Origin of the sequence: Methylobacterium sp. 285MFTsu5.1 (assembly GCF_000383455.1) — a bacterium.
Taxonomy (GTDB): Bacteria; Pseudomonadota; Alphaproteobacteria; order Rhizobiales; family Beijerinckiaceae; genus Methylobacterium.
Window position 1 is genome coordinate 327,571 of record NZ_KB911271.1, and the last position, 22,630, is coordinate 350,200.

The following is a 22,630-nucleotide window of genomic DNA, read 5'->3' on the forward strand; positions in this document are numbered from 1 at the left end:
CCGTGGCGACTGGGGCAACAGCGATCTGCGCCGGGCGTTCCCCGGCTCCGTGGCGGAGTCCGGTCGAAACGATCGTGGGCGGTCGACGAATGCCCCGTCCTGCCCGCCGGTACCGCGTTCGACACGTGCGCTCCTTGAGCGGACGAGCGTCGCGCCAGGCGCAAGTCGCAGCCTCATTCAGGCCGCACTCACCGCCGAAGCGGCGAGCTTGAGCGTGAGGGGACCGGATGAACGAGGGCGGACGAGCACCGCGCGGCGGGCTGCCCATTCTGCACAGGTCCCTGTCGCGCAGCGCGGTCGCGGCCCCGACCCACGGAGTGACGACGCCGCTCGACCGGCGACGGCTGAACCTGCGCTGGCTCTGCGCCAGCTGCCTGATCGCCACCTGCGGCGCGGCCCTCATGGGGGCGGCGCTCCGCATGTCCGTCGACACCGATCTCGCGCCAGCCAAGCCGACATTCCGCCAGGGGCCCGCCCAGGTCGCGGAGGGGCAAGGCGTGGTCGGACAGCGCGGCGACCGCCTCGTGCGGCGCCAACTCGTCGCCTCGGACCGGGAGGAGTTCTCCGCGCCGGTGACCCACCAGGTCGGCGAGCGCGAGATTATCCGGACCCAGCCCTTCGTGCGACTGGTCACGAGCCTGTCCTCCGGCGACGCGGTCGACGGGCAGATCCCACCCTTCGATCCGACGCGCCAGCTCGCCGCGGACGGAGAGGTCGCCCCTGTCGCAGACGAGCCGGTGGACGATCCGTCCGGGACCACGGTCACGATCACGCGCTCCGCGCTCGAGGGCACGCCGGTTCCCGACGACGCGCCCGGCCTGAGCGACGAGGACGTCACGGCCCTCGTGGAGAGGCAGTCGGATGAGGCGCGCGAGACGGGGCCGCGGATCGCCGCGCCGCTCGCGCCGCAGCGGCTGCTCTCGCAGATCCTGGTCGCCGCGCCGGCCGACGCCGCCGCGACCGCCGCCGGCGCCGATACGGGCCGCGACCCGTTCCACGCGATCGAGGTGCGGGTCGTCCCGGAGAACATCACCGACCTCGCCGAGACCCAGCCCGCCTCCGGCCTGAGCCTGACCGAGACGCGCGACGTCGTGCTCAAGCGCGGCGAGACTCTGGCCGACGCGCTGGCGGCGAACGGCGCCGAGCCCGCGAGCGTGACCGCCATCCTGGCCGCCTTCAGCGAGCATGCCCGCACCGGGCTGGCCGAGGGGCAGCACGTTGACCTTCTCCTCGTCCGGTCGCGCGCCGGCGAGGCCGCGCGCCGGATCGCCCGGGTGACGCTCTACGGCGCGGGCGGCGTCGAGGAGATCGTCGCGGAACGGGATTCCGGCGGCTTCGTCACGGTGGCGCCGCCGTCGGCCCAGGTCGCGGCGTCGCGTTCCGGCGACGACGGCGACGGAGAGGGTTCGGGCGCCAGCCTCTACAGGAGCATCTTCGAGGCGGTCCTGCGCAACGGCATGCCCGGCATCCTGGCCGAGCGCATCGTCGGCATCTTCGCGTTCGGCCTGGACATGCAGCGCCGGATCGCCCCGTCCGACCGGCTGGAGGTGCTGTTCAGCCCGAGCGAGAAGGTCGGCGGCCCGCCGGAGGTGCGCTACGTCGCCCTGACGCTCGGCGGGGTGAAGCACCGCGCCTACCGCTTCGAGGCGCCCGAGGCCGGGACGGCGAGCTACTTCAGCGAGACAGGCAACTCGCTCCGCAAGTTCCTGATGCGCATGCCGATCGCCGACGGGCGGATCACCTCCCCGTTCGGCACGCGCGTCCATCCGATCCTCCACTACGCCCGCTTCCACAACGGCGTCGATTGGGCCAACAAGGCCGGCACGCCGATCATGGCGACGGGCGACGGGACCGTGGCGTATGCGGGCCCGCGCGGTGGCTACGGCAATCGCGTCGAGATCCACCACGCGAACGGCTACGTGACGGCCTACAATCACCTGCAGCGGCTCGCGCACGGCGTTCAGGTCGGCGCGACCGTCCATCAGGGGCAGGTCATCGCCTACATGGGCTCGACCGGCCTCTCGACGGGCCCCCACGTCCACTACGAGGTGAGCGTCAACGGGCGCTTCCTCGACCCGATGACGATCCGCCTGCCCGACAGCCAGGGCGTTTCGCCCAGGCTGATGACGGCTTTCAAGCGGCAGGTGGCGGCCACGAACGCGCTCCGCCACCACGGCGCCCTGGCGATGTCCGCCCTGCCGCTCTGACGCGGTCGCCCGGACCTCAGCCGGCCGCGGAGGGCCGCGAGCCGTCATCCGAGGGGGTGCCCGCCCCGGTCATCCGGCGGTCGACGGCGGCGAGCGTGTCGAGCAGGCGCTTCCGGAGTCGCGCCGCGCCCTCCATCTCCAGGGCGTCGACGTCGACGTAGAAGTCGATCCCCCGGGCGTGTTCGGAGAAGATCGTCTCCGGGGCCTCGGCGGTGAGGTCGCCCTCGATGGCGTAGGGGACGATCTCGCGGCTGATACCCTTCATGCGGATCGGCTCCTGCGGGCTCGCCTGGACGATGTCGCTCACCAGCGCGTAGGTCTCGTAGCTCAGGGTGATGCCGCCCGGGACAGCGGCCGCCTGCAGGCGGGCGGCGAGGTTCGCCTCCGCGCCGATGATCGTGTAGTCCATCCGCTCGTCGCTGCCGAAATTGCCGACGTTGCAGTAGCCCGTGTTGATGCCGATCCGGGCCTGGAACGGGCGCTCGATGCCGGATCGCCGCCAGCGGGCGTTGAGCTGGCCCAGGCGCTTCTGCATCTCGATCGCCATTCGAACGCAGGCCTGCGCGTCCTCGCGGACGCCCCGGCTCTCCGGGTCGCCGAAGAAGACTAGCATCGCGTCGCCGATATACTTGTCCACCGTGCCGCCGTGCTTGACCGCGATGGCGGTCATCTCGGTCAGGTACTCGTTCAGCAGCGCGGTCAGTTCCTCGGGCTGCAGGCGCTCGGTGGTCGCGGTGAAGTCCTTGATGTCGGAGAAGAAGATCGTCAGCTTCTTGCGCTCGGTCGCCACCGACACGTCCCGCTCGCCGCTGAAGATGCTCTTGTAGACCTGGGGCGAGATGTACTTGGCGATCTGCACCGAGACCGACGCCAGGAACCCGTTCGACTCGGTCAGCTCCCTGTTCATCCGGTCGATGAGGCGGGACTGGCGCGCCTGCAGCAGCAGGAAGGTGGTGCCGGCGAGCGCCGCCAGGATGAAGTAGCCGAGGAGGTACTTGAAGGCGAAGACGTTGGCGGCGATCGGCTGGTGCAGGACGATCTCCTGGATGCCTCGGACGTCGCCGACCTTCCAGTCGGTCTTCGGGCTCAGGGGATGGGCGTTGTGGCAGCGCACGCAGGCGGATTCCATGCGGATCGGCGCCGCGATGCGCACCTGCCGGTCGAAGATGGACCCCGTCGTCTCGCTGACGAAGCCGGTCTGGGGGTGCGCCCGGAGGTCCGCCAGGGCCTGGGTCTCGAAGCTGTCGAGATCGTGCGGCTTGCGGTCCTTGAACGGGAGATCGGAGACGAAACGGTACTTCACCGCGCCGTCGCCGCCGCTGATCCGCTCGCCGAGTTCCAGGGAGAGCGTCGCGGGGATCGGGATCGCGTTCGGCACCCCCTTGTAATCGTGACGCGTCTCGACCCGGCCGGTCGCGGCGTTGACCGCCTGGACGACGTCGCTGGCGTAGAAGCTGCGCATCTGGTCGATGATCCGGCCGGTCTCGATCGCCTGCGTGGCGAGCATGCGCTCGGACAGGCCGCGCAGGTCGAGCCAGACCGCGACCGGCAGCCCGGCCAGGCCGAACAGGATCGCCGCCACCAGGAGCGGTCCCATGAACCGCTGCTGGCGCGCGACCGACTCGTCGAAACTCGACATCTCTCGCGACCCCGGGGCGCCAGGACACGGCCCCCATACTGGTCAGCTCCATATACAATGATGTCTTTCTCGAGAAGCATTGACTTTTCGCCCCCCCCCGAACCGCGGCATCAATGCAATGTCTGCGCGAAACACAGTCGACGAAATCAATCGACTTGGGGAGGTCGTAGCGCGCCCTCCGCCGTCGGCTCTCCGGAACGCGCGCTGAGCCGCTGTCGCGGGATCGGCGCATCGTCGTCGGTCGGGAGCGGCGCATCCCGAGCCGTGCCTGCGGCGGATCCTTCGAACGGCACCTATAGTCCGCGCGTCGACGGCGTGATTCCGGTCAGGCGATCTCAGATAGGTGCGGGCGCTGGGACGATTCGGGATCGGTCCGGGGAGGGTGCGATGGCGGATGTACTGATCGTGGGGGCCGGTCCGGTCGGTCTGACGCTCGCCTGCGAACTCGCCCGGCACGGGGCGCGCTGCCGGGTCGTCGATGCTGCGGCGCGGCCGTCGCCCTATTGCCGCGCGATCGGGGTTACCCCGCGCACGCTGGAAGTCTGGGAGGACATGGGCCTCGCCCGCGAGATGATCGACGCGGGTCTCTGGCTCACGGGCCTGCGCACGATCCTGCACGGCCAGCCGCCAATCGACGCGGTCAGTCCACCGCTCGATCTGCCCTACGCGTCGCTCGGTCTGCCCCAGTTCGAGACCGAGCGCGTCCTGAACCGTCAGTTGGAGCGCTTTGGAGTCCGGGTCGAGCGCGGCCTGCGCCTGACGGCCCTGGAGCAGGACGGCGCCGAAATCCGCGCGCACCTGCAGGAGGCGGACGGTGCGGTCGCGGAGGCGCACTTCCGCTACGTCGTCGGCTGCGACGGTGCCCACAGCACGGTCCGGCGCCAGCTCGGCATCCCGTTCGAGGGCGAGGCCTATCCCTGGCCGTTCATGCTCGGTGACGTGCATATCGCCTGGGATGTACCCTACGGCCTCGCGGTCCGGGCGCTGCGACTGAACGAGGACGCCCCGCCCGACATGTTCATCGCCATCCCGCTCCCCGAGCCGGGCCGCTACCGCGTCTCGATGCTCGCGCCGCAGCATCTGGTGCCGGCGGGCGGGTCGGACCACGGGATCCAGGCCGAGCTTCAAGGCCCGTCGCTGGCCGACCTGCAGGCCGTGGCCGACGATCTCCTGCCGGACGGCTCGCGCCTGTCGGACCTGCGCTGGTCGTCGGTGTACCGCATCAGCATGCGCCTCGCCGCCGCCTATCGGCGCGGCCGCTGCTTCCTGGCGGGCGATGCCGCCCACATCCACCCGCCGACCGGCGGGCAGGGGATGAACACCGGGATCCAGGACGCCTACAATCTGGCCTGGAAGCTCGCCCTGGTTCTTCGGGGCGCCAGCCCCGAGGCTCTCCTCGACAGCTACGAGGGGGAGCGGCGCCCGGTGGGCGCGGACGTGATCGCGCGGACCCGGACGGCGAGCGAGGGATACGGTCGGGAGCGCGGCGGCGCGCCGGACCGCCTCGCCGACACGCAGGTCCTCGTCAGCTACCGGAACACGGCCTGGATCACCGGCGACGCGACGGAGCCGACGGAGGCCGGCACGAGGGCCGGCGACCGGGCGCCCGACGTCAACGGGCTGGTCCGCGACGGACTCGGCTTCCCAACGCGGCTCTTCGACGAACTCAGAGGCACCGAGCACGTCCTCCTCATTTATGCAGCCGGGATGTCGGACGCCGTGGCCGGCCCCGATCTGCCGATCTGGGCCCGCCAGCACCGTACCCGCGTCCGGGTCGTCGTCATCGGCAGCGTGGTGCCCATCCCGGGCGTGACGACGCTCGCGGATCCGACGGGGGCCTTCGGTAAGGCTTACGGCGCGGGGACCATGGCCTGCCTGATCCGGCCGGACGGGCACCTCGCTTGGCGCGGCCGGACGTGGCGCGAGCCCGGCTTGCACGCGCATCTCCGGCGCCTGTTCCCGTCGGCCTTCCCGCAATGAGCGCGTGCCGTGGCCGGCATCCGACCGGCAGCCCGGCCCCTCGTCCGAGGCCCAACCGCATCGACGCGCCCGCAATCAGGCGCCCGGCCCGCCATCCCGTCCGGTGACGCGCTTCGACCAGTCCTCGACCGCGCCGGTCCGCAAGCGTCGGCGCAGGAGCAGGCGCCAGCTCTCCGCCAGTTCCGGGATCGCGCTCGCGGCGTGCAGCTCGGACCGGTTGCGCGTGTCGACGTAGAAGAGGTGGATCAGGCGCGCGAGCGACCAGTCCGGCCGCGGACGCGCGCGGAGCTCGATCCTGTCGCCCGGCTCGGCGACGCCGTCCTCGAGGACCCGCCAGTACCAGCCCGTCCGCCCCGTTCTCTGCACGGCGAGCGCCATCCCGGATCGTCCGAAGCGTCGGTCGAGCTTGAAGCAGGGCTGGCGCCCCTGGCTGACCTGTAACAGCGCCGAGCCGAAGCGGGCGACGTCGCCGACGCAGACGTCGCGCTCCGTCCAGCCCGTCGTGGCGAGATTCTCACCGAAGGCGCCCGGTGCGGAGAGCAGCGGATGATCGCCGATCTCGGTGGCCCAGGCGGCGTAATGGTCCTGCGGATACTGGTGGAGCGCCTTCTCGGGACCGCCGTGGTACCGGAGATCGGCCTGGACATCGCCCACGAGACCGGTCGCCGTGATCCGCCACGGCCCGGGAACGGGGTTCTTGACGATGCCGCTCGGCGGACCGTCCGGTCCCAGCGGCGCGACCGGGCCGGCGAGGACGAGCGGGAGGACGGGTGGGAGAAGAGGCGCCGTCATGGCCGCGTTGCCTCCGTGAGCCTACAGCCGGCTTCCTCGCACCCGTCCGGTGCCAACTTCCCGCGCATCGATCCCGTGCCCGGTGCCGCGATCAGCGAGCCCACGAGGATCCCGAGCGCGAGGTCGTCGACCTGCCCGAAGGCGTGTTCCCGGACGCGTCCGTCGCGGTCGATGACGATCGTGGTCGGCGTTCCGCGCATACCGTAGCGCCGCATCGTCTGCGGGATCGGACTGTCGTCCTCGCGGAAGTCGACGGCGATCGGCAGGGTCAGACGATACTCGTGGATGAAGGCTTCGAGGGCGACTTCGGTCATGGCGGCATGATGCTCGAACACCGCGTGCAGGCCGATCACCGCGACTGCGCCGTTGCCGGCAAACATCCGGTGCAGCTTCTCGGGCTGCGGCGTGCCGTGCGCCACGCAGCCGGGGCACAGCATCTGGAACGCGTGCAGCACGACGACCGTGCCGCGCAGCGCGGCGAGGGAGAGCGGCGCGGGCGTGTTGAACCAGCGACCGGTCACGAGTTCGGGGGCCAGGATGGTCATGCCGCTTCTCCGGAGCTCCAGTCGTCGATGACGGGCGGCCGTCTGGTCGCATCGGCCGCTGGCCGCGCGGCGCCCTGTCGAGGCGCGGCCCGCGGGTGTGGCGGCCGGGCGGTGGCAGCCGCCGGGCCGCGGAGGCTCACTGGGAGCGGAGGCCGAACGAGATCCCGTAGGCGGTGCGGCGCGCCGCGAAGATCTCGTCCTTCGGCGCGTCGATGCCGTCTGCCAGCTGTCCCGGGTCGAAGGTGCCCTGGTCGCAGGTCTCGTTCGGCTCGATGCCGGTCACCGCGATCGTGCCGAGGGTGACCGCCTTCCGGTCGTCCTCGTTGGTCCACCGCTGGGTGATGTCGCTGCCGAGATCGTCGTTGGGCCCGGCGAGCAGGGCCACGACGTCGAACCCCGCCGGGCCCTTCGACAGCTCTTCCCGAAGCGCGTCGGCCAGGAAGTGTGCAGGCTTGCCCTTCGCCTCCTCGTCGCTGAGGGTGATCTCGCCGGCTCGGGGCACGATCTTGAACTTGAAGGGCACGGCACGGCCGTCCGCGTTGAGCCCCGTGAACGTGTGCACGCCCCAATAGACGAGGCCGGCATAGCTGCCCGGGACAGGCTTGCCGGCGACGAAGGCCGCCTGGCGCGTCGTCTCCGGATTGGCCTTCGCGAAGGCCGCGATGGCCTCCGGATTCGGCTTGCCGTCGGGGCCGGGAACGCGGACCTGCAGGAACGCGAGCATCTGGTCGACGGTCCGCGCGAAGTGGACCGGCGCGTTCTCGAACAGCAGATGGGTCTCGCCACCGTCCGACAGGAGCTTGATCGAGAAGCCGCGCAGGACAGTCCTGGTCGCGTCCGGCACCGACGGGTTGCCGCCGCCGACCGAGAACCGCCCGACGAGAGGCCACGGCCGCGTGAAACTGATCGACCGCGTCACCTGTCCCACTTCGGCCGCAGGGGTGTAGGTGCCGCGGACGCACTGTCCTTTGGCGAAGGTCGGGCGCACGCCGGGCCGACTGCCGGCGACTGAGCGCAGAGCCTCCACCAAGTCCTGGGCATCGGCGGCGATCGCCCCTGTCGGCGGCGCGAGGAGCGCGAGAAGGATCCCGCCGAGGCGTGCCAGCGCCGCGATCCTCGGCGCGGTCGGCGCCCTCACGGGTCGGCGATCGATCACGTCTGCGCGCGGCGAGAGCCCGGCCGCGGCCGGGGGTGGATCGTCGAGGCGGGCATATGCCATGGTGACTCGTCCTTCTCTGATGCTCGGAGGGGGATCTTCCGGCGGTTCGGCGATGGCAGTCGCCGAACCGCTTCCTGTCGCGCGTCCTACTTCTGAGGGGTCACCTTGCCCGGCAGTGACAGGTTGCCCGAGGCGACCTTGAAGACGTCGCTGACGCAGAGCAGCGGCGCGTGCAGGTTGCCGTTCACCTTGAGGCCGGACGTCACCCCGTCGAACGAGGCACCCTTGATGCCGGTGATGAGCGAGACCGGGATCTCGACCTGAACCGTGTCGCCCCGGAAGGTGGTCGGGTAGTCCGGGCTGTCGATCAGGAGCGGGACCTTCGGCCAGGTCGGCGGAACCTTCGGCTTCGCGCCGTCCGGGATATCGACGACCTTCAGGCCGCCGCCGCAGGCCGCGTCCTTGGCGAGCACCACCCAGTGCGGGTGCCAGACATGGCGGTTCCTGGCACCGTAGGCCGCGTCGTCGAAATCGGGGTGGAAGGTGACGGCGAGCGCCACGATACCCTGAGCCTTGTCGAAGCCGATCGCGTCGCTATCGAGGGTCGTCGGCCAGACGTAGGCGTAGACGCTCGAGCCCTCGAACTTGCCGGTGGCATTCGGCTTGTCCTTGCCCGCCTCGCCCCGGACCCGGGTGGTGAAGACGGCGGTGTCGCCCTTGGTCGCGATCGTCGTCTCGACGATGTCGAACGACGCCAGGACAGCGGGACTCGGCTGCGCCCGGATGGGCCCGGCCGAGGCACCGGTGGAGAGCGCGCACAGAGCCGCCGCCACGAGGCCGACGCCCCGTGCCTTGATCCTCGTCATGACGATGTGTCCTTTCAGGTCTCTCGTGGTGCTCGGAGGGGCTGCGATCCATTCGCGAAGGACGTCCAGGTGGCAGCCTGGACGTCGGGATCGGCCGCTTCATGCTCGCTGCAATCGAGCCGGAGATCCCGGGTCCCGATCGCAGCGTTCACGAAGGCGCAATGGTGGGGCTGGGCCTCGGCCGGATGGGCGTTCGGCCTGAAATGGCGGCAGCTGACGCACATCCGCTGCACGGGGATGGCACCCGCCTGCTGCAGGGTCCGGATGAGCTTGATCTGGGTCAGGAGGAGATCTGCCTGCTCAGGCGGCGCCAGCCGCGCCAGAGCCGACATCACCTGTGACGTGGCCGCGGCGAGGGCGCGCCCGAGCGCGCGGCCTTCGTCGGTCAGGCGCACGATCGCCGCGCGGGCATCCGCGGGATCGGGCGCGCGCGTCAGCAGGGCCTTGCGGGCGAGCGCGGCGAGCGTGTCGGCCATGCTCGGTGCCGAGACGGCCAGATGCGCGGCGATCTCCTTCGCCCTCAGGCCGGCCGGGCGTCCCGCGAGCAGCGCCAGCACCTGCGCCTGTGTCGGATTCAGGCCCGCATCGCCCGCGGCCGCCCACAGATCGGCCCGCAGCACGAGGGCGACGCGCTCGAAGCCCTCGCGCAGGCGGATCAGGACGGGATCTGGGTCGGCCGCGTGGTCCATGAGAGGATAATTAGGAGTCCTAAGTATTAGAGTCAAGCGGAGCGGCAACCGTCGCTCCGTACGCGCACCGCAGTCCTGAACCGGGCCATTGCTTCCGGAGGACGGCCTCCGACGGCGACGGCTCCGTCCGGCACGATCGTCGGTCGCGGCGCCACAGGATCGGCGCCGACATCAGGACGAAGCGACGCGCGCGAAACAGTCGGACCTCCGCGGCGACGAACAAGGGGGCGCCGACCCCTTTTCCGACGTCCGGAACGGTCGTGACGCAGGTGCATTCTCTTCCGGATCGAAGAGGAGCATCAGCATGCGCATCGTGGGACAAGCATCCGCCATCGCTCTCGTGACACTCATGAGCGTCGGTGCGGCTGAGGCGAAGGGCTGTATCAAGGGCGCGATCATCGGCGGTCTGGCGGGCCATTACCTCGCCGAGCGCGGCGTCGTCGGCGCCGTCGCCGGCTGCCTGGGCGGCCGCTACCTCGCCAACCGGCAGGCGCGGCGCAAGGAGATCGAGTACGGGTCGCGGGTCCAGCCGCGCGACACCGGGTACGGCGCGCCCCAGGCCTACCCGCGCCGGTCCTACAGCTACTGAACACCGGCGGGGGCGGCTCGGGCCGCCCCCGCGTCTACGGTCTTCGATCCGCTGTATTGCCTGTGCGATCAGTCCCGCGCGGGACCGATGGCGAGGCTGATCGCGTCCGATCTTGGGAGACGACAGCCGGGTTGGATCAGCCCTTCTTGCCCTGCTTGTAGCTCTGGATGGCGCCCTGGCAGCCCGGCGACAGCTTGGCCATATTCTTCTCGAAACAGGCCTGGGTCTCGGGCCCATCGTCGGGCGGCATGCCACCGCAGAAGGTCGTGAAATCGCCCATGCATTGCTGCTGGAGCGCCGCCTTGTCGTCGGCCGACATGGGCGCGGCGAGCGCGGCCGTGGCCCCTGCGGACAGAAGCAGAGCAGTCGTGATCAGACGTACCGGCATAGCGATGCTGTTCCTCGTGTCGATGAACCGCTCAGAAAGCCGGACGGGCGCCAAACCGTTGCATGCGGTGCGCCGATGATCGGAAATAAAAAAAGAGGCGCCCGGTCGGGCGCCTCTCTACTCCGCATCAATCCGGGTCGGATCAATCGTCCCAATCGTCGTCGTGGTAACGATGACCGTACCCGCGACGCTCGATCACGCGAAAATCCGGACGATCCCAGTCTCGGTGGCCGAAGCGAACGCCGCGATAGCCGTCGCCATAGCCTTCGCGCACGATCACGCGAGAATGGCCGTGACCCGGACCGTAGCCGTAGCCATAGCCGCCACCCCACTCATGGGCCTGAGCGGCAGAGACTGCACCCAGCAGCGCGGTGCCGGCGACCAGGGTCGTGATAAGCTTCTTCATACTCCAACCTCGTTCATCGAACTGAAACGAGAAATGCAGTCGCCAATCATCGCGTTCCACGGCTCACGAAATTAATCAATCCTGCCGTTCATCGACAATTCATCTTCGACGATCCGCGCCTCATGAGCCGGAACCGAGCCCGGATCCTTATTGATCAGCATTGCTCGACTTGCAGCTGGTTCGTCCCGTCGAGCAAAATAACCGGACGGGACGACGGTCGTGTCAGCGACGGGTGCCGGTCGAGTTGGTGCCGGTGGTGCCCGTCGTGCTTCCGCCGCTTCGCGACGTCGAACCGGCCGAGTCCGTCCCGCCGGACTTCATCTCGTGGCCCGGCGCGTAACCGGACGCGCCCGGGCTCCCGGCCCGGCTCCCGCGATCCTGCATCTCGTGGCCCGGAGTCTTGGACGAGGCCCCCTGCTCGGCGGCGACGGCGCTGCCCCCGAGAGCGAGGGTGGCGAGGACGATAATCGGCAAGCGTGTCATGGGGCGTCTCCTGTTTTGGAGCCCCTAAACGGCAGGGTCGCCGGGACCGTTCCGACAATTCGTGCCGCTATCGACGTCGTGACTGCGCACGATCACGCTGTGAACGCCTGTTCCACCGGGACCTGTGCCGTTCCATCGCCACCTGTTCTTATTCTCGGACCAGAGCGATCCTGAAGACCGCGCGGTTATTCGGAGAGGCTTCGAGCTGACCGGCCTCGTGCCTTCGCGACGGCGGGGAACGGTTTGCCGCGGAGCACCGTATCTGGGGCGACGCGGGACGCCCCCGCTGTGAGGAAGGCATCCATGATCCGCACGCCAACGCTGATCCTGCTCGGCACACTGACACTAACCGGAGGCATCCTCGGATCGACCTCGGCCGCCTTCGCCGATCCGCCCTGGGCCCGCGGAGAGCGGGGCTTCCGTCACGGCGGCCCGCCACCCTGGGCGCCCGCGCACGGCTATCGCCGCCACCGTGAGTTCGGTGGCTACGGACGCAGGGACGCGCGCTTCTACGAAGGGCGACGTTACGGTGGCTATCGCTACGATCGCTACTGACGGTCGCGATATCGCTCCGAACTCGCGCGGTCGACGACTACCGCCGCGCGAGACGACGCGCCAGCGATTCTCGCAGGCATATGCGCCGATTGGATATGCGCCGATTGATGGCCCGGCGACGCGGTCACGCCCCTCCGACCGGCGCCCGCGCCGGCAAGCGGGTGGCGAGGACCTTGTCGATGCGACGGCCGTCCATGTCGACCACCTCGAGACGCCACCCCTCCGCCACGAACGCGTCCCCCGCCGCCGGAATGCGGCCGAGCTGGAAGATCACGTAGCCGGCCAAAGTCGTGTAGTCGTCCGTGCCCGGCGGATCGTTGAAGGCGAGACGATCGAACGCGTCCTCGGCCGGCATCATGCCGTCGATGAGCAACGAGCCGTCCTCGCGCTCGACGACCGCCGGGTCCTCACCGACCTCGGGTATGTCGCCCGCGATCGCCTCGAGGAGATCCGTCTGCGTGACGATGCCTTCCAGGCTGCCGTACTCGTCGACGATCACCGCCAGCTGCACGGGGTTGCGCTGGAAGCTCTCCAGCGCCGTGAGCACCGTCATGCCCTCGTGGACGACGTTCGGCGGCCGCATGGCGGTGGCGATATCGAGGGCTCGCCCGTCGAGGATCTGATCGAGCAGATCCTGCTTGCGCAGCACGCCGACGACCTCGTCGATGCCGCCACGGCTCACGACGACATGGGCGTGGCTGCAGGCGCGGACCGCCCGCGTGATCTCCTCGGGCGATCCGTCGAGGTCGACCCACTCGACCTCGTGGCGCGGCGTCATGATCTCGCGAACCCGGCGGTCCCCCAGCCGGAAGATGCGCTCGACCGCTTCCTGCTGGGCCTCGCGGATGAGGCCTGCCTCGCGGCTCGCCTCGACCAGGAGGTTGAGCTCGGCCGTCGAGTGGTGGCCGCCCTCGCCGTGGCCGGGCTGCAATCCGCACAGGCGCAGGACGCCGTTGCCGAGCCCGTTGAGAAACAGGATGGCCGGGCGGAACACGAACAGGAACACGCTGAGCGGACGGATCACCGCCAGGGCCGTGCGCTCGCTGCGCTGGAGCGCGAGGCTCTTCGGCGCCAACTCGCCCAGCACGATGTGCAGCGCCGTCATGATGACGAACGAGATCACCACGGCGACCGTGTGGGCGGCTGCCGTCGAGAGCATGTCCGGCAGCCACGTCAGGGTGGGCAAGATCAGGTGGGCCAGCGCCGGCTCGCCGACCCAGCCGAGCGCCAGGGACGAGATGGTGATGCCGAGCTGCGTCGCCGCGAGGTGGGCGTCGAGGTGGTCCGTGGCCCAGAGCAGCGCCTTCGCGTTCACGCGCCGCTCGGCGACGAGTTCGGCGACGCGACTCCTGCGCACCGCGACCAGGGCGAACTCCGCTGCGACGAAGAAGCCGTTCGCCAGAACCAGGGCGAGGACGGCAAACAACCCTAAGGCAGTCGCCCAACCGTCGTCCAAAATCGACACCTCCCGTGTGGCCGTCGCGCCGGCCGCGTCCCGACGGTCTCTACAGGAGAGCGGCGGCGCGGCCTACGGGCATCAGAGCCCGACCGGCCTCAGCGTTGTCCCCGGCGAACCTCAGCAAACACCGGGCCGCCCGCACCCCGGCGTCGGACAATCCTGTAGGGCGTTCGTGAGCGCGGGCGCTTGTCCGCGAGGGTGATGCGCCGACCGTCAGGCATTCGCGAGCCGCGCCGACGACGGTGCGCCGGGCGTGACCCGCCGGCCCCGGCGAGACAGGTTCATGCCGGGCGCCGGGACTGGGGGACATCCCAGGCCACGCGCGGCACCGATCCGCGGTCGGATGTCAGTGGCTGCCGCCGAGATACGCCGCCCGCACGGCCGGATCGTTGCGCATCTGCTGCGCCGGGCCCTGGAAGCGGATCCGGCCGTTCTCCAGCACGTAGGCGTGGTCGGCGACGCCGAGCGCCGCCATGGCGAACTGCTCGACGAGCAGCATCGTCACCTGCTCGGCCTTGAGCAGCCGGATGATCCGGAAGACCTCCTCCACCAGCTTGGGAGCGAGGCCCATCGAGGGCTCGTCGAGCAGGAGGATCTCGGGCCGCAGCATCAGCGCTCGGCCCATGGCAAGCATCTGCTGCTCGCCGCCCGAGAGCGTGCCGGCGAGCTGGGCGCGCCGCTCCTTGAGCCGCGGGAACATCTCGAAGGCCCGCTCGCGGTCGGCCGCGACGTCGCCTTTCGGACGCGAGCCGGTCAGGCGCGGGAAGGCACCGAGGGTCAGGTTGTCCTCGACCGAGAGCGTCGGGAAGACGCGCCGGCCCTCCGGCGAGTGCGCGAGGCCGAACCGGGCGACGTCGTGGCTGTCGAGGCCGCCGATCTCCTGTCCGTTGAGGCGGATCGAACCGGCCCGCGGCCGGATCATGCCCGACAGGGCGCGCATCGTGGTGGTCTTGCCGGCCCCGTTGGAGCCGATCAGCGCCACGACCTGGCCCTTCGGAACCTGGAAGTCGAGGCCGTGCAGAACCTCCACCTGGCCGTAGCCGGCCGACAGACCCGTGACCTCAAGCATGGGTCATCTCCTCGTCGGCGACGGGGCTGCCGAGATAGGCCTCGACCACCTTCGGGTCGGCCTGCACTTCGCGGGCGCTGCCCTCGGCGATCTTGTGGCCGAAATCGAGGACGCTGACGCGGTCGCACAGGCCCATGACCACGTCCATGTGGTGCTCGATCAGGATCACCGTGATGCCGGCATCGCGGATCTTGCGGATGATCGCCGTCAGCTCGGCGATGTCGGGGGCGGTGAGGCCCGCGGCCGGCTCGTCGAGGAGCAGCAGGACCGGGTCGAGGGCGAGCGCGCGACCGATCTCGAGGAGCCGCTGCTTGCCGTAGGGCAGATTGCGGGCCTCCACCTGCGCCAGGGCGCCGAGGCCCACGAAGTCGAGGATCGCCATGGCGCGGGCGCGCTGCTCGCGCTCCTCCCGGCGCCGCCGGGGCGTGCCGAGGATCGCGTCGAACAGGGTGCCGCGGAAGCTGTGGTGCAGGCCGACCAGCACGTTCTCGAGCGCGGTCATCTCGCGGAAGAGCTGCACGTTCTGGAAGGTGCGTGCCACGCCGGCAGCGGCGATCTCCGACGGGGTGCGCCCGTCGAGGCGCTTCGTCCCCTGGCCGCGCGCGAGGGTCACGCTGCCGCCGGTCGGTTTGTAGATGCCGGTGAGCACGTTCATCATCGTGCTCTTGCCGGATCCGTTGGGACCGATCAGCCCGTGGATCGTGCCCGGCCGCACCGTGAGATCGACGCCGGCCAGCGCCTTGAGGCCGCCGAACTGCATCAGTGCCTGATCGACGGTGAGGAGCGGGTCGGCGCCCCGGTCGCCGCTCTGCACGCTGAGGGCCGCGCCCTCGGCATGGAGGCTCTTGCCCTCGGCCGTGTGGGCCGGGCGCAGGGCGGGGATCTTCTCACGGAGGAAGCCCACGATCCCGTCCGGCAGGTAATACACCACGAACAGGATCATCAGGCCGAAGACCGTCAGCCGGAAGTCGGTGACCGATTCGAGCGCGAGCGTGGCCGGGAAGAAGGCGAGGCAGAGCGCGACCGGCACCAGCAGGGCGAACCGGTTCTCTGCGCGACGCAGGAGGGCGAGAGCGCCCACGACCAGTGCCGCGGCGGCGATGATCCCCGCCATGATCCGCACCAGGCCGATATCGGCGAGCACGTTCGGCATCATCACGATGATCGCCGAGCCGATGATCGGCCCCGCCCGCGACTTGCGGCCGCCCATCGTGACGGCGAGGAGGAACAGCACGGTCAGCTCGAACCCGTAGGAGTTCGGCGCCACGTAGCGCTCTGACCACGCGAACAGCGCGCCCGCGAGGCCGGCCAAAGCCGCCGAGATCACGAAGGCGTAGACCTTGTAGCGGTAGACGCTGACGCCCATGCAATCGCAGGCGATCGGCGAGTCGCGCAGCGCCTCGAAGGCGCGGCCGTAGGGCGAGCGCACCACCCGGTTGACGACCAGGATCGTGGCCAGTAGCGCCAGACAGACCAGGTAGTAGAACTCGAGCTTGCGGCCGGCCGCGCCCCAGGGGGCCTGGAGGCCCAGCAGCGAGAAGTCGAGGACGCGGGCCGGCGGCAGGGTGATGCCGAGGGGACCGTTGGTCAGCGGCGTCAGCTCGTTGATGAAGATCTGGACGATGGTGCCGAAGGCCAGCGTCACCATGGCGAGGTAGGGGCCGGTCACCCGCAGGGCCGGCACGGCGAGCAGCACGCCGAAGGCGGAGGTCACCCCGATCCCGGCCAGGATGCCCCACCAGATCCCGAGCTTGAAGTGCAGGAACAGCACCGCCGCCGAGTAGGCGCCGACGCCGAACAGGCCGGCATGGCCGAGGCTCACCTGCCCGGTATAGCCGACCACGATGTCGAGCCCGAGGATCAGGATCGCGTAGATCGCGATCACGATCATCAGGTGGATGTAGTACGAGCTCGTGACCACGTGCGGGAAGACCGCGAGGCCGACGACCAGCAGCACGGCGCCGAGGATGCCGACGTGGCGCGACAGGCTGGGGGCGGCCGCCGGGGCGGGCGCTTCGGTGGGGGCGAGGGTCTGCGCCATGGCTCAGGCTGCCGTGAGAATTGCGCGGGAGGTCACGCTCAGACCTTCTTGATGACGGCCTTGCCGAACAGGCCGACCGGGCGGATGGAGAGGACGACGAGGAGCAGGATCAGGCCCGGCACATCCTTGTAGCCGGTCGAGATGTAGAAGCCGGTCAGCGTCTCTGCGACGCCGAGGATCAGGCCGCCGACGATGACGCCGAGGCCGGATTCGAGGCCGCCGATGATCGCCACCGCGAAGGCCTTGAGCGCCAGCACGGAGCCCATCGTCGCCCCGGTCAGGGTGACGGGCGCCACCAGCACGCCCGCGAAGGCCGCCGTCATGGCGCTGATCGAGTAGGAGAGGGTGATGACCTTCTGGGTGTTGATGCCCATCAGCCCGGCGGCGTCGATGTCGTTGGAGGTGGCGACGACCGCCTTCCCCCAGATCGACTTGCGATTGAAGATCTCCACCGCCAGCATCATCAGCAGCGCACCCGCGACGATCAGCAGTTCCATCGGCAGGACGCGCACGCCGCCGACCTGGAGCGCCGTCTCGGGCAGCGGGGAGGGGAATTTCAGGTCGTCACGTCCCCAGACGTTCTCGGCGACGTTCTTGAAGATGATGCCGAGCGCGATGGTGGCCATGATCCACCCGTACTCGGACTTGATCTTCACGGCCGGGCGCACGCCGAGGCGCTCGACCACGGCTCCGAGGGCGAAGCCGAAGACCAGGACCAGCGGGATCATCAGCCAGTAGCCGACGAACGGCACCAGGGTCAGGCCGAACAGGGCCCCGAGGGCCAGCGCCTCGCCCTGGCCGAAATTGAGGGTCTTCGAGGTCGCGAAGGTCAGCTGATAGCCGAACGCGATGGCGGCGTAGATCATGCCGACCGCGACGCCGGACGCGATGAGCTGGAGCAGGATTTCCATGGGATCGCTGTCGCCGGAGGGACGTCCGGTCGCGCGGCGGGCGCCGCGGGACCGCTGTGCTGAGCGCCAGCGGGCTGTGACGCCGCCGGCCCCGAGGGAGACGCCGCGCCCGTCGCGGGCGCAGCGTCCGGATCCTCAGTTCGAGGACTTCTCCTTCAGACGAACCACGCCGGCGTTCTTGGCGTCCTCGTCCTTGGCGTAGACGATCTTGCCGTCCTGCACCTTCCCGAACACGACCATGTTGCGCGAGATGGCGTTGTGGTCCTTCGCCGTGAAGGGCTTGTCGTAGGTCGTGACCACGCCCTCGACCTTCTCGTTCAGGTTCTCCAGGGCGGCGCGGATCTTGGCGCCGTCGGTGCCGCCGGCCTGCTTGATCGCCGCGGCGAGGAGGTAGATCGAGTCGTAGCCCTGGGCGCCGGCCACGGGGGTCGGGATCTTCGTGACACCGTAGGTCTTGTAGTAGTTCTCAAGGAACGCCTTGCGCTTCGGCAGGGTCTGATCCTCGATGAAGGTCTGGGGCATGATCACGCCGTTGCCGTTCGTGCCGGCGATGTCGATGAAGCTCTGCATCGAGGACGGCCAGCTCGTGATCATCGGGACCTTCCAGCCGAGCTTGGCCATGCCGTTGGCGATCTGGGCCAGTTCCGGCCCGATGCCGTAGGCCAGGATCACCTCGGCGCCGGCCTGCTGCGCCTTTAGCAGCTGGGCCGTCATGTCGACGTCCTTGATGTTGAACTTCTCGACCGCGACGGGCTTCACGTTCTTGGTCGCGAGATACTTCTCGATGTCCTCGCGCCCGAGCTGCCCGTAATTGGTCGAGTCCGCCAGGACCGCGATCTTCTTGTGACCCTGGGCGAGGGCCTCGTCGACCATCAGGCCGGCCTGAAGCACGTCGTAGGCGGAGTTCCGGAAGACGTAGTTGGCGTCGTAGTCCGGCTCCTTGAACTGGTTGGTGATGATCGTCCCGGTCGCGACGTTGTTGAAGACCGGGATCTCGGCCTCTTGGTAGAAGCGCTGGGCGGCCAGAGCCACGCCGGTATTGATGAAGCCGACGCTCGCGACGACTTTCTCCTTGTTGATCAGTTCCTGCGCGACCTGCGCGCCGACCTCGTTCTTGGCCTCGTCGTCGCGCTCGATCAGCTGGATCGGCCGGCCGAGAACGCCGCCGGCCTTGTTGATCTCGGCGGCGGCGAGCTTGGCGCCGTCCCGCATCGAGACACCCATCGAAGACGAGCCGCCCGTATAGGGCCCGCTCAGCCCGATCTTGATCGGGTCCGCGGCCCGCGCGGGGGCCGACACCATCGTCAATAACAGCACCGCGGCTGCAGCGCGACCTGCGAAGACCATCGTTTCCTCTCCAAGATTCCGCGTGCGCGGTGTGCCCTTCACCGTGGCACTCTGGGAGGGAGATCTCCCGAGACGGGTCGAGCCGTCAAGCTGAGATTTTGGGCGATCCCAGACGATTAATACAGATTGTCCGTTCCACATGTCGTAAAAGCTGCAGGCACCACAATTTCACGTCGTTGGTGCCGGCAGTCGGATTAAGCGCCGGGCGCGTTCGTGACAGGCCGGCGGCGCCGGTCGGCCGACACATGATCCGGCGCCCCCACCTGCGGAACGCTGCGAGCTATGCGCGGCGGCGCCCGCGCTCCGCCTGGGTCAGGCCGTCGTAACCCCAGCTGTCCTTCGGCACCTCGTGGATGACGATGTAGGACACCTCCGCCAGTTCGGCCCCGAGGACGGTCTTCAGGAGCCGGTTTACTTCAGAAATGAAGCGCGATTTCTCATCGGGCGTGTTCGTGTCCGCGCTGATGATGGCGTCCACTTGCGCGGCGCGGGCGATCGGCTCGGCACCGACGCTCCATCCCGCGGCAGGCACCGCCTCGACCAGTACGCCGACCAGAGGCGCGACCTTGTGCAGGACAGTGGCCATCAACCGGGTGATGCCCGCCTGGATCGCCGTGATCTGCTCGGGTGCGAGGGGCGTACCCGCGACTTTGACATTGATGAAGGGCATGGTCGTCGGTCCGTGGCTTCGCGACCGCCGCGGCGGCCAACGGACGAAGACTTACGTGACCTGGAGTGTTCGGATAATTTGAAAGTTCGCCACCCTGTGTTCGACAAAACCGAATGATGGGGCCTCATCTCCGCTGGCGCGAGCCACGTCACCCTCGGCTCCGCTGCCCCGTGATCGAGCCTCGCGACGCGGACAGGGCAAGGTCCGAACAGCGGTCGGGTGCCTCTCGCGGTCTCTCCTCGAGAAGTCCTGGCCGGGGCGATCGATCACCGTTCGTACGCGGGCAGAGACCGAGAGGACTGATGTTCGATGACCGGGGTGTCTGCGGCGCGCCGAGAGCCCGTCACTGGCCATCGCGCCCTTACGCGACGTGCTCCCTTATGGTCTCGAGAAGAATATCGGTGAGCCGCGCGACGGCCGGCGCCAATTCGGCTTCGGCCTGGTGGAGTGTCAGTGACGCGCTCGGAAGAGGCGGCAGGCCGGTCGCGGCCGGATCGAGAACGCTCAGCGTTTTCGGCAGGCCGACGGCGGTGCGCGCGGTGACACCCAAGCCACCTTCGGCGGCGGCCCAGAGTCCCGAGAGGCTGGGGCTGGTGAAGACTAGCCGCCAGGGCAAGCCGCGACCGTCCAAGGCAGACACGGCCGCGGACCGGAACGTGCACGGCGGCGTGAAGGCCGCGAACGGGACGGGTTCCCGGACCGGGTCCGCGAGACCCGGCCAGTCCGGGGGGCCGATCCAGTGGATCGGCACTTCGGCGACCCGGTGCGCGTGAGGGGCACCGCTGCCGTCCCCCCAGACCAGCGCGACGTCGAGCTCGCCCCTCAGGGTCTTCTCGACGAGCTGCGCGCCGAGCCCGACCTGAACCTCGATACGCACACGCGGATAGGCCCGCGAGAACCGCTTGAGCACCGCCGGCAGCCAGCCCTCGGCGAAATCCTGCGCGAGGCCCAGCCGCGCCCAGCCCTCGAGCTCGGGTCCGCGCAGCCGGTCGACCGCCTCGTCGTTGAGTTCCAAGAGCCGCTTCGCGTAGCCGAGCATGCTCTCACCGGCGGCGGTCAGCGCGAGACCGCGTCCCGCCTTCTGCACGAGCGGCTGACCGACCTGTTCCTCCAGCTTCCGGAGCTGCGTGCTGACGGCCGATTGCGACCGCCCCAGTCGCTCGGCCGCGCGGGCGAAACTGCCGAGCTCGAACCCGGTCACGAAGGTGCGGAGCACGTCCATGTCGAGGTTGGTGCGCGTCGCCATGCTTCAATTTCCGGAAAGTCTTTATTCAGGTGTTTCAAATTTTCCGGACGATCCTGGGGGCGTAAACGGCGAGCGTCAAGGCGGCCAGCCGCTCGACGTCGCAGGAGACCGCAAGCCATGCCCCTCGTTCGCATCTCGCTCCTCAAGGGCAAGTCACCGGCCCATATCAGAGCCATCTCGGACGGCATCCATCGCGGCCTGCGCAACGCCTACGGCGTGCCCGCAGACGACCGCTTTCACCTCATCCATCAGCACGCGCCGGACGAGCTGATCTACGATTCCGACTATCTCGGGCTTCAACGCACCGACGACGTGGTGATCATCAACATCGTCGCGGGCAATTGGCGGGACACGGCGAAGAAGAAGGCTCTCTACAGAGCGATCACCGACAACCTCGTCGCCGATCCCGGTCTTCGTCCGGAAGACGTGCTCATCGTCCTGTCGCCGAACGCGCGAGACGAGTGGTCCTTCGGCAACGGCCTGGCGTCTTACGTCCAGGACGACGTGGACTGATCCGTCCGGGGCAATGCGATCTGCCTGGCGGGACCGCCGCCTCGCGCTGACCGGTTCCGAGCCCTAGGCCGGGACGCGCGCGCCGTCCCAGGCGAAGACGCTTCCGGTGTCCGCCACGTCGAGCTCGCCGAGCACGCGCAGAAGATGAGCTGCGCTCTCGTCGGGTCGAAAGACGCCGGGGGCGCCCGGATCTGGGCGGAAGGGCCGCGACAGGTTGGAAGCGACCGTGCCCGGATGGAGGCCGACGACGATCGCGTCCGGGCGGCTGCGGGCCACTTCGATCGATAGGGTCCGCAGGATCTGGTTCAGAGCCGCCTTCGAGGCGCGGTAAGCGTACCATCCGCCCGAGCGATTATCCTCGATCGATCCGACCCGTGCCGACAACGCTGCGAACACGCAACGTCCCTCTCGTGCCAGCAGCGGGACGAAATGCTTGGCGACGAGGGCGGGGCCGATCGCGTTGATGGAGAACACGGCGGCCATCGCGCCGGGATCGAGCGCCTTCAGCGCCTTCTCGGGCGCGACGCCGTCCTGATGGAGGATGCCGGTCGCGACGATGACCAAACCGACCGGTCCGGCCTCCGCGACCGCAGCCGCGGCCGCAGCGACCGACGCCTCGTCGGTAAGGTCGATCGCGTGGCTGCGGATGCCGTGCGGGAACGATGGCTGCGAGCGCGAGAGGGCGAAGATCGGAGCGTAGGCTCCGCTCGCAGCCAGTCCGGAGACAAGGGCTCGGCCAATGCCGCCGGAGGCGCCGATCACGACCGCTCTGGTCGAAGTCGATGAGGTCATGGCGACGTCGTCTCAGCGGGCGCGCGGATCGGCTACCTTCAGTCGAGACCAGCCCGGTTCGATGGCTGGCGTTGCCTCGCACGATACATAGGCGCCCTCTGGCCGCTTGGCAGCCGCGATGACCGCGTCGTCGTGCACCCTTCCGGCTCTCGGTTAGGGCGAAGGCCTGATCCGCACCATCACAGGTGCGACCGGCTCATCGCGAACAGGTCTCGATCTCGTCGCACGCGCAGCGCAGAGACCATTGGTCCGTCTAAGCGCAGCTTCCCCCGAACATGCTCGAC

Annotated in this window: 22 protein-coding genes; 5 read left to right on the forward strand and 17 right to left on the reverse strand. The window is 69.3% G+C overall.

The window, feature by feature from the left end; genetic code table 11:
* Positions 1 to 317: 317 nt before the first annotated feature.
* The gene (locus tag H288_RS0105800; protein WP_020091646.1) at positions 318 to 2,207 is read left to right on the forward strand and encodes a M23 family metallopeptidase; all 1,890 of its coding nucleotides are present in this window, start codon (positions 318 to 320) and stop codon (positions 2,205 to 2,207) included.
* 16 nt (positions 2,208 to 2,223) lie between these two features.
* On the opposite strand, the gene H288_RS0105805 is transcribed toward H288_RS0105800, so the two are convergent.
* On the reverse strand, positions 2,224 to 3,846 hold the full coding sequence (locus H288_RS0105805) for an adenylate/guanylate cyclase domain-containing protein (RefSeq protein WP_020091647.1): 1,623 nt from the start codon (positions 3,844 to 3,846) through the stop codon (positions 2,224 to 2,226).
* Between the two features lie 387 nt (positions 3,847 to 4,233).
* Here H288_RS0105805 and H288_RS0105810 point away from each other — a divergent pair, with 387 nt between their 5' ends.
* Positions 4,234 to 5,826: an FAD-dependent monooxygenase gene (locus tag H288_RS0105810; RefSeq protein ID WP_020091648.1), complete on the forward strand. Its 1,593-nt coding sequence runs from the start codon at positions 4,234 to 4,236 to the stop codon at positions 5,824 to 5,826.
* 75 nt (positions 5,827 to 5,901) lie between these two features.
* Here the strand turns inward: H288_RS0105810 and H288_RS0105815 are convergent, their stop codons facing one another.
* From H288_RS0105815 to H288_RS0105835, 5 genes are all read right to left on the reverse strand, one after another.
* A complete protein-coding gene (locus H288_RS0105815; RefSeq protein WP_020091649.1) occupies positions 5,902 to 6,618 on the reverse strand; it encodes an MOSC domain-containing protein in 717 nt (238 codons plus the stop codon).
* Positions 6,615 to 7,163, reverse strand: coding sequence for a TlpA disulfide reductase family protein (locus tag H288_RS0105820; RefSeq protein WP_020091650.1), 549 nt, complete (start codon positions 7,161 to 7,163; stop codon positions 6,615 to 6,617). Before H288_RS0105820 ends, H288_RS0105815 begins: the two co-directional genes overlap by 4 nt.
* Before the next feature lie 136 nt (positions 7,164 to 7,299).
* Positions 7,300 to 8,301 carry a catalase gene (locus H288_RS0105825; protein WP_245274474.1) on the reverse strand — a complete coding sequence of 334 codons (1,002 nt, stop codon included), beginning with the start codon at positions 8,299 to 8,301 and terminating at the stop codon, positions 7,300 to 7,302.
* Between the two features lie 167 nt (positions 8,302 to 8,468).
* Positions 8,469 to 9,188, reverse strand: coding sequence for a hypothetical protein (locus tag H288_RS0105830; protein WP_020091652.1), 720 nt, complete (start codon positions 9,186 to 9,188; stop codon positions 8,469 to 8,471).
* 14 nt (positions 9,189 to 9,202) lie between these two features.
* Positions 9,203 to 9,877, reverse strand: coding sequence for a MarR family transcriptional regulator (locus H288_RS0105835; protein ID WP_020091653.1), 675 nt, complete (start codon positions 9,875 to 9,877; stop codon positions 9,203 to 9,205).
* Positions 9,878 to 10,181: 304 nt separating this feature from the next.
* On the opposite strand from H288_RS0105835, the gene H288_RS0105840 reads away from it, so the two are divergent.
* A complete protein-coding gene (locus H288_RS0105840) occupies positions 10,182 to 10,466 on the forward strand; it encodes a hypothetical protein (protein ID WP_020091654.1) in 285 nt (94 codons plus the stop codon).
* A 136-nt stretch (positions 10,467 to 10,602) separates the two neighbouring features.
* Here the strand turns inward: H288_RS0105840 and H288_RS0105845 are convergent, their stop codons facing one another.
* The 3 genes from H288_RS0105845 to H288_RS0105850 all read right to left on the reverse strand — a co-directional run bounded on the left by H288_RS0105845 (position 10,603) and on the right by H288_RS0105850 (position 11,743).
* Positions 10,603 to 10,854, reverse strand: a complete 252-nt coding sequence (locus H288_RS0105845; protein ID WP_020091655.1) for a hypothetical protein — start codon at positions 10,852 to 10,854, stop codon at positions 10,603 to 10,605.
* A gap of 142 nt (positions 10,855 to 10,996) precedes the next feature.
* Entirely contained in the window at positions 10,997 to 11,260 is a 264-nt protein-coding gene (locus H288_RS33800) for a hypothetical protein (RefSeq protein WP_042674661.1), read from the reverse strand.
* Between the two features lie 222 nt (positions 11,261 to 11,482).
* Entirely contained in the window at positions 11,483 to 11,743 is a 261-nt protein-coding gene (locus H288_RS0105850; RefSeq protein ID WP_020091656.1) for a hypothetical protein, read from the reverse strand.
* Positions 11,744 to 12,046: 303 nt separating this feature from the next.
* Between H288_RS0105850 and H288_RS33805 the strand changes: the two genes are divergently transcribed.
* Positions 12,047 to 12,298: a hypothetical protein gene (locus tag H288_RS33805; protein ID WP_042674660.1), complete on the forward strand. Its 252-nt coding sequence runs from the start codon at positions 12,047 to 12,049 to the stop codon at positions 12,296 to 12,298.
* A gap of 124 nt (positions 12,299 to 12,422) precedes the next feature.
* On the opposite strand, the gene H288_RS0105855 is transcribed toward H288_RS33805, so the two are convergent.
* From H288_RS0105855 to H288_RS0105885, 7 genes are all read right to left on the reverse strand, one after another.
* A complete protein-coding gene (locus H288_RS0105855) occupies positions 12,423 to 13,706 on the reverse strand; it encodes a hemolysin family protein (RefSeq protein ID WP_051123720.1) in 1,284 nt (427 codons plus the stop codon).
* 397 nt (positions 13,707 to 14,103) lie between these two features.
* Positions 14,104 to 14,826, reverse strand: a complete 723-nt coding sequence (locus H288_RS0105860) for an ABC transporter ATP-binding protein (RefSeq protein WP_010682999.1) — start codon at positions 14,824 to 14,826, stop codon at positions 14,104 to 14,106.
* On the reverse strand, positions 14,819 to 16,867 hold the full coding sequence (locus tag H288_RS0105865) for a branched-chain amino acid ABC transporter ATP-binding protein/permease (protein WP_020091658.1): 2,049 nt from the start codon (positions 16,865 to 16,867) through the stop codon (positions 14,819 to 14,821). The genes H288_RS0105860 and H288_RS0105865 overlap by 8 nt, the downstream gene beginning before the upstream one ends.
* A 38-nt stretch (positions 16,868 to 16,905) precedes the next feature.
* Positions 16,906 to 17,778: a branched-chain amino acid ABC transporter permease gene (locus H288_RS0105870; protein WP_020091659.1), complete on the reverse strand. Its 873-nt coding sequence runs from the start codon at positions 17,776 to 17,778 to the stop codon at positions 16,906 to 16,908.
* Positions 17,779 to 17,913: 135 nt separating this feature from the next.
* Positions 17,914 to 19,125: an ABC transporter substrate-binding protein gene (locus H288_RS0105875; protein WP_026604708.1), complete on the reverse strand. Its 1,212-nt coding sequence runs from the start codon at positions 19,123 to 19,125 to the stop codon at positions 17,914 to 17,916.
* A gap of 280 nt (positions 19,126 to 19,405) precedes the next feature.
* Positions 19,406 to 19,795 carry a tautomerase family protein gene (locus H288_RS0105880; protein WP_020091661.1) on the reverse strand — a complete coding sequence of 130 codons (390 nt, stop codon included), beginning with the start codon at positions 19,793 to 19,795 and terminating at the stop codon, positions 19,406 to 19,408.
* A gap of 361 nt (positions 19,796 to 20,156) precedes the next feature.
* Positions 20,157 to 21,041, reverse strand: a complete 885-nt coding sequence (locus tag H288_RS0105885; RefSeq protein WP_020091662.1) for a LysR substrate-binding domain-containing protein — start codon at positions 21,039 to 21,041, stop codon at positions 20,157 to 20,159.
* A gap of 117 nt (positions 21,042 to 21,158) precedes the next feature.
* Between H288_RS0105885 and H288_RS0105890 the strand changes: the two genes are divergently transcribed.
* Complete coding sequence (locus H288_RS0105890) at positions 21,159 to 21,554, forward strand: tautomerase family protein (protein WP_020091663.1); 396 nt, start codon at positions 21,159 to 21,161, stop codon at positions 21,552 to 21,554.
* Between the two features lie 63 nt (positions 21,555 to 21,617).
* On the opposite strand, the gene H288_RS0105895 is transcribed toward H288_RS0105890, so the two are convergent.
* A complete protein-coding gene (locus H288_RS0105895) occupies positions 21,618 to 22,346 on the reverse strand; it encodes an SDR family NAD(P)-dependent oxidoreductase (protein WP_026604709.1) in 729 nt (242 codons plus the stop codon).
* Positions 22,347 to 22,630: the final 284 nt, after the last annotated feature.

Bases quoted from the DNA above. Each gene is read 5' to 3' on its own strand.
- H288_RS0105875 (WP_026604708.1), bottom strand. From the start codon at position 19,125: ATGGTCTTCGCAGGTCGCGCTGCAGCCGCGGTGCTGTTATTGACGATG.
- H288_RS0105850 (WP_020091656.1), bottom strand. From the start codon at position 11,743: ATGACACGCTTGCCGATTATCGTCCTCGCCACCCTCGCTCTCGGGGGC.
- H288_RS0105840 (WP_020091654.1), top strand. From the start codon at position 10,182: ATGCGCATCGTGGGACAAGCATCCGCCATCGCTCTCGTGACACTCATG.
- H288_RS0105865 (WP_020091658.1), bottom strand. From the start codon at position 16,867: ATGGCGCAGACCCTCGCCCCCACCGAAGCGCCCGCCCCGGCGGCCGCC.
- H288_RS0105810 (WP_020091648.1), top strand. From the start codon at position 4,234: ATGGCGGATGTACTGATCGTGGGGGCCGGTCCGGTCGGTCTGACGCTC.
- H288_RS0105830 (WP_020091652.1), bottom strand. From the start codon at position 9,188: ATGACGAGGATCAAGGCACGGGGCGTCGGCCTCGTGGCGGCGGCTCTG.
- H288_RS0105890 (WP_020091663.1), top strand. From the start codon at position 21,159: ATGCCCCTCGTTCGCATCTCGCTCCTCAAGGGCAAGTCACCGGCCCAT.
- H288_RS33800 (WP_042674661.1), bottom strand. From the start codon at position 11,260: ATGAAGAAGCTTATCACGACCCTGGTCGCCGGCACCGCGCTGCTGGGT.
- H288_RS0105885 (WP_020091662.1), bottom strand. From the start codon at position 21,041: ATGGCGACGCGCACCAACCTCGACATGGACGTGCTCCGCACCTTCGTG.
- H288_RS0105845 (WP_020091655.1), bottom strand. From the start codon at position 10,854: ATGCCGGTACGTCTGATCACGACTGCTCTGCTTCTGTCCGCAGGGGCC.
- H288_RS0105805 (WP_020091647.1), bottom strand. From the start codon at position 3,846: ATGTCGAGTTTCGACGAGTCGGTCGCGCGCCAGCAGCGGTTCATGGGA.
- H288_RS0105860 (WP_010682999.1), bottom strand. From the start codon at position 14,826: ATGCTTGAGGTCACGGGTCTGTCGGCCGGCTACGGCCAGGTGGAGGTT.
- H288_RS33805 (WP_042674660.1), top strand. From the start codon at position 12,047: ATGATCCGCACGCCAACGCTGATCCTGCTCGGCACACTGACACTAACC.
- H288_RS0105880 (WP_020091661.1), bottom strand. From the start codon at position 19,795: ATGCCCTTCATCAATGTCAAAGTCGCGGGTACGCCCCTCGCACCCGAG.
- H288_RS0105835 (WP_020091653.1), bottom strand. From the start codon at position 9,877: ATGGACCACGCGGCCGACCCAGATCCCGTCCTGATCCGCCTGCGCGAG.
- H288_RS0105870 (WP_020091659.1), bottom strand. From the start codon at position 17,778: ATGGAAATCCTGCTCCAGCTCATCGCGTCCGGCGTCGCGGTCGGCATG.
- H288_RS0105820 (WP_020091650.1), bottom strand. From the start codon at position 7,163: ATGACCATCCTGGCCCCCGAACTCGTGACCGGTCGCTGGTTCAACACG.
- H288_RS0105815 (WP_020091649.1), bottom strand. From the start codon at position 6,618: ATGACGGCGCCTCTTCTCCCACCCGTCCTCCCGCTCGTCCTCGCCGGC.
- H288_RS0105895 (WP_026604709.1), bottom strand. From the start codon at position 22,346: ATGACCTCATCGACTTCGACCAGAGCGGTCGTGATCGGCGCCTCCGGC.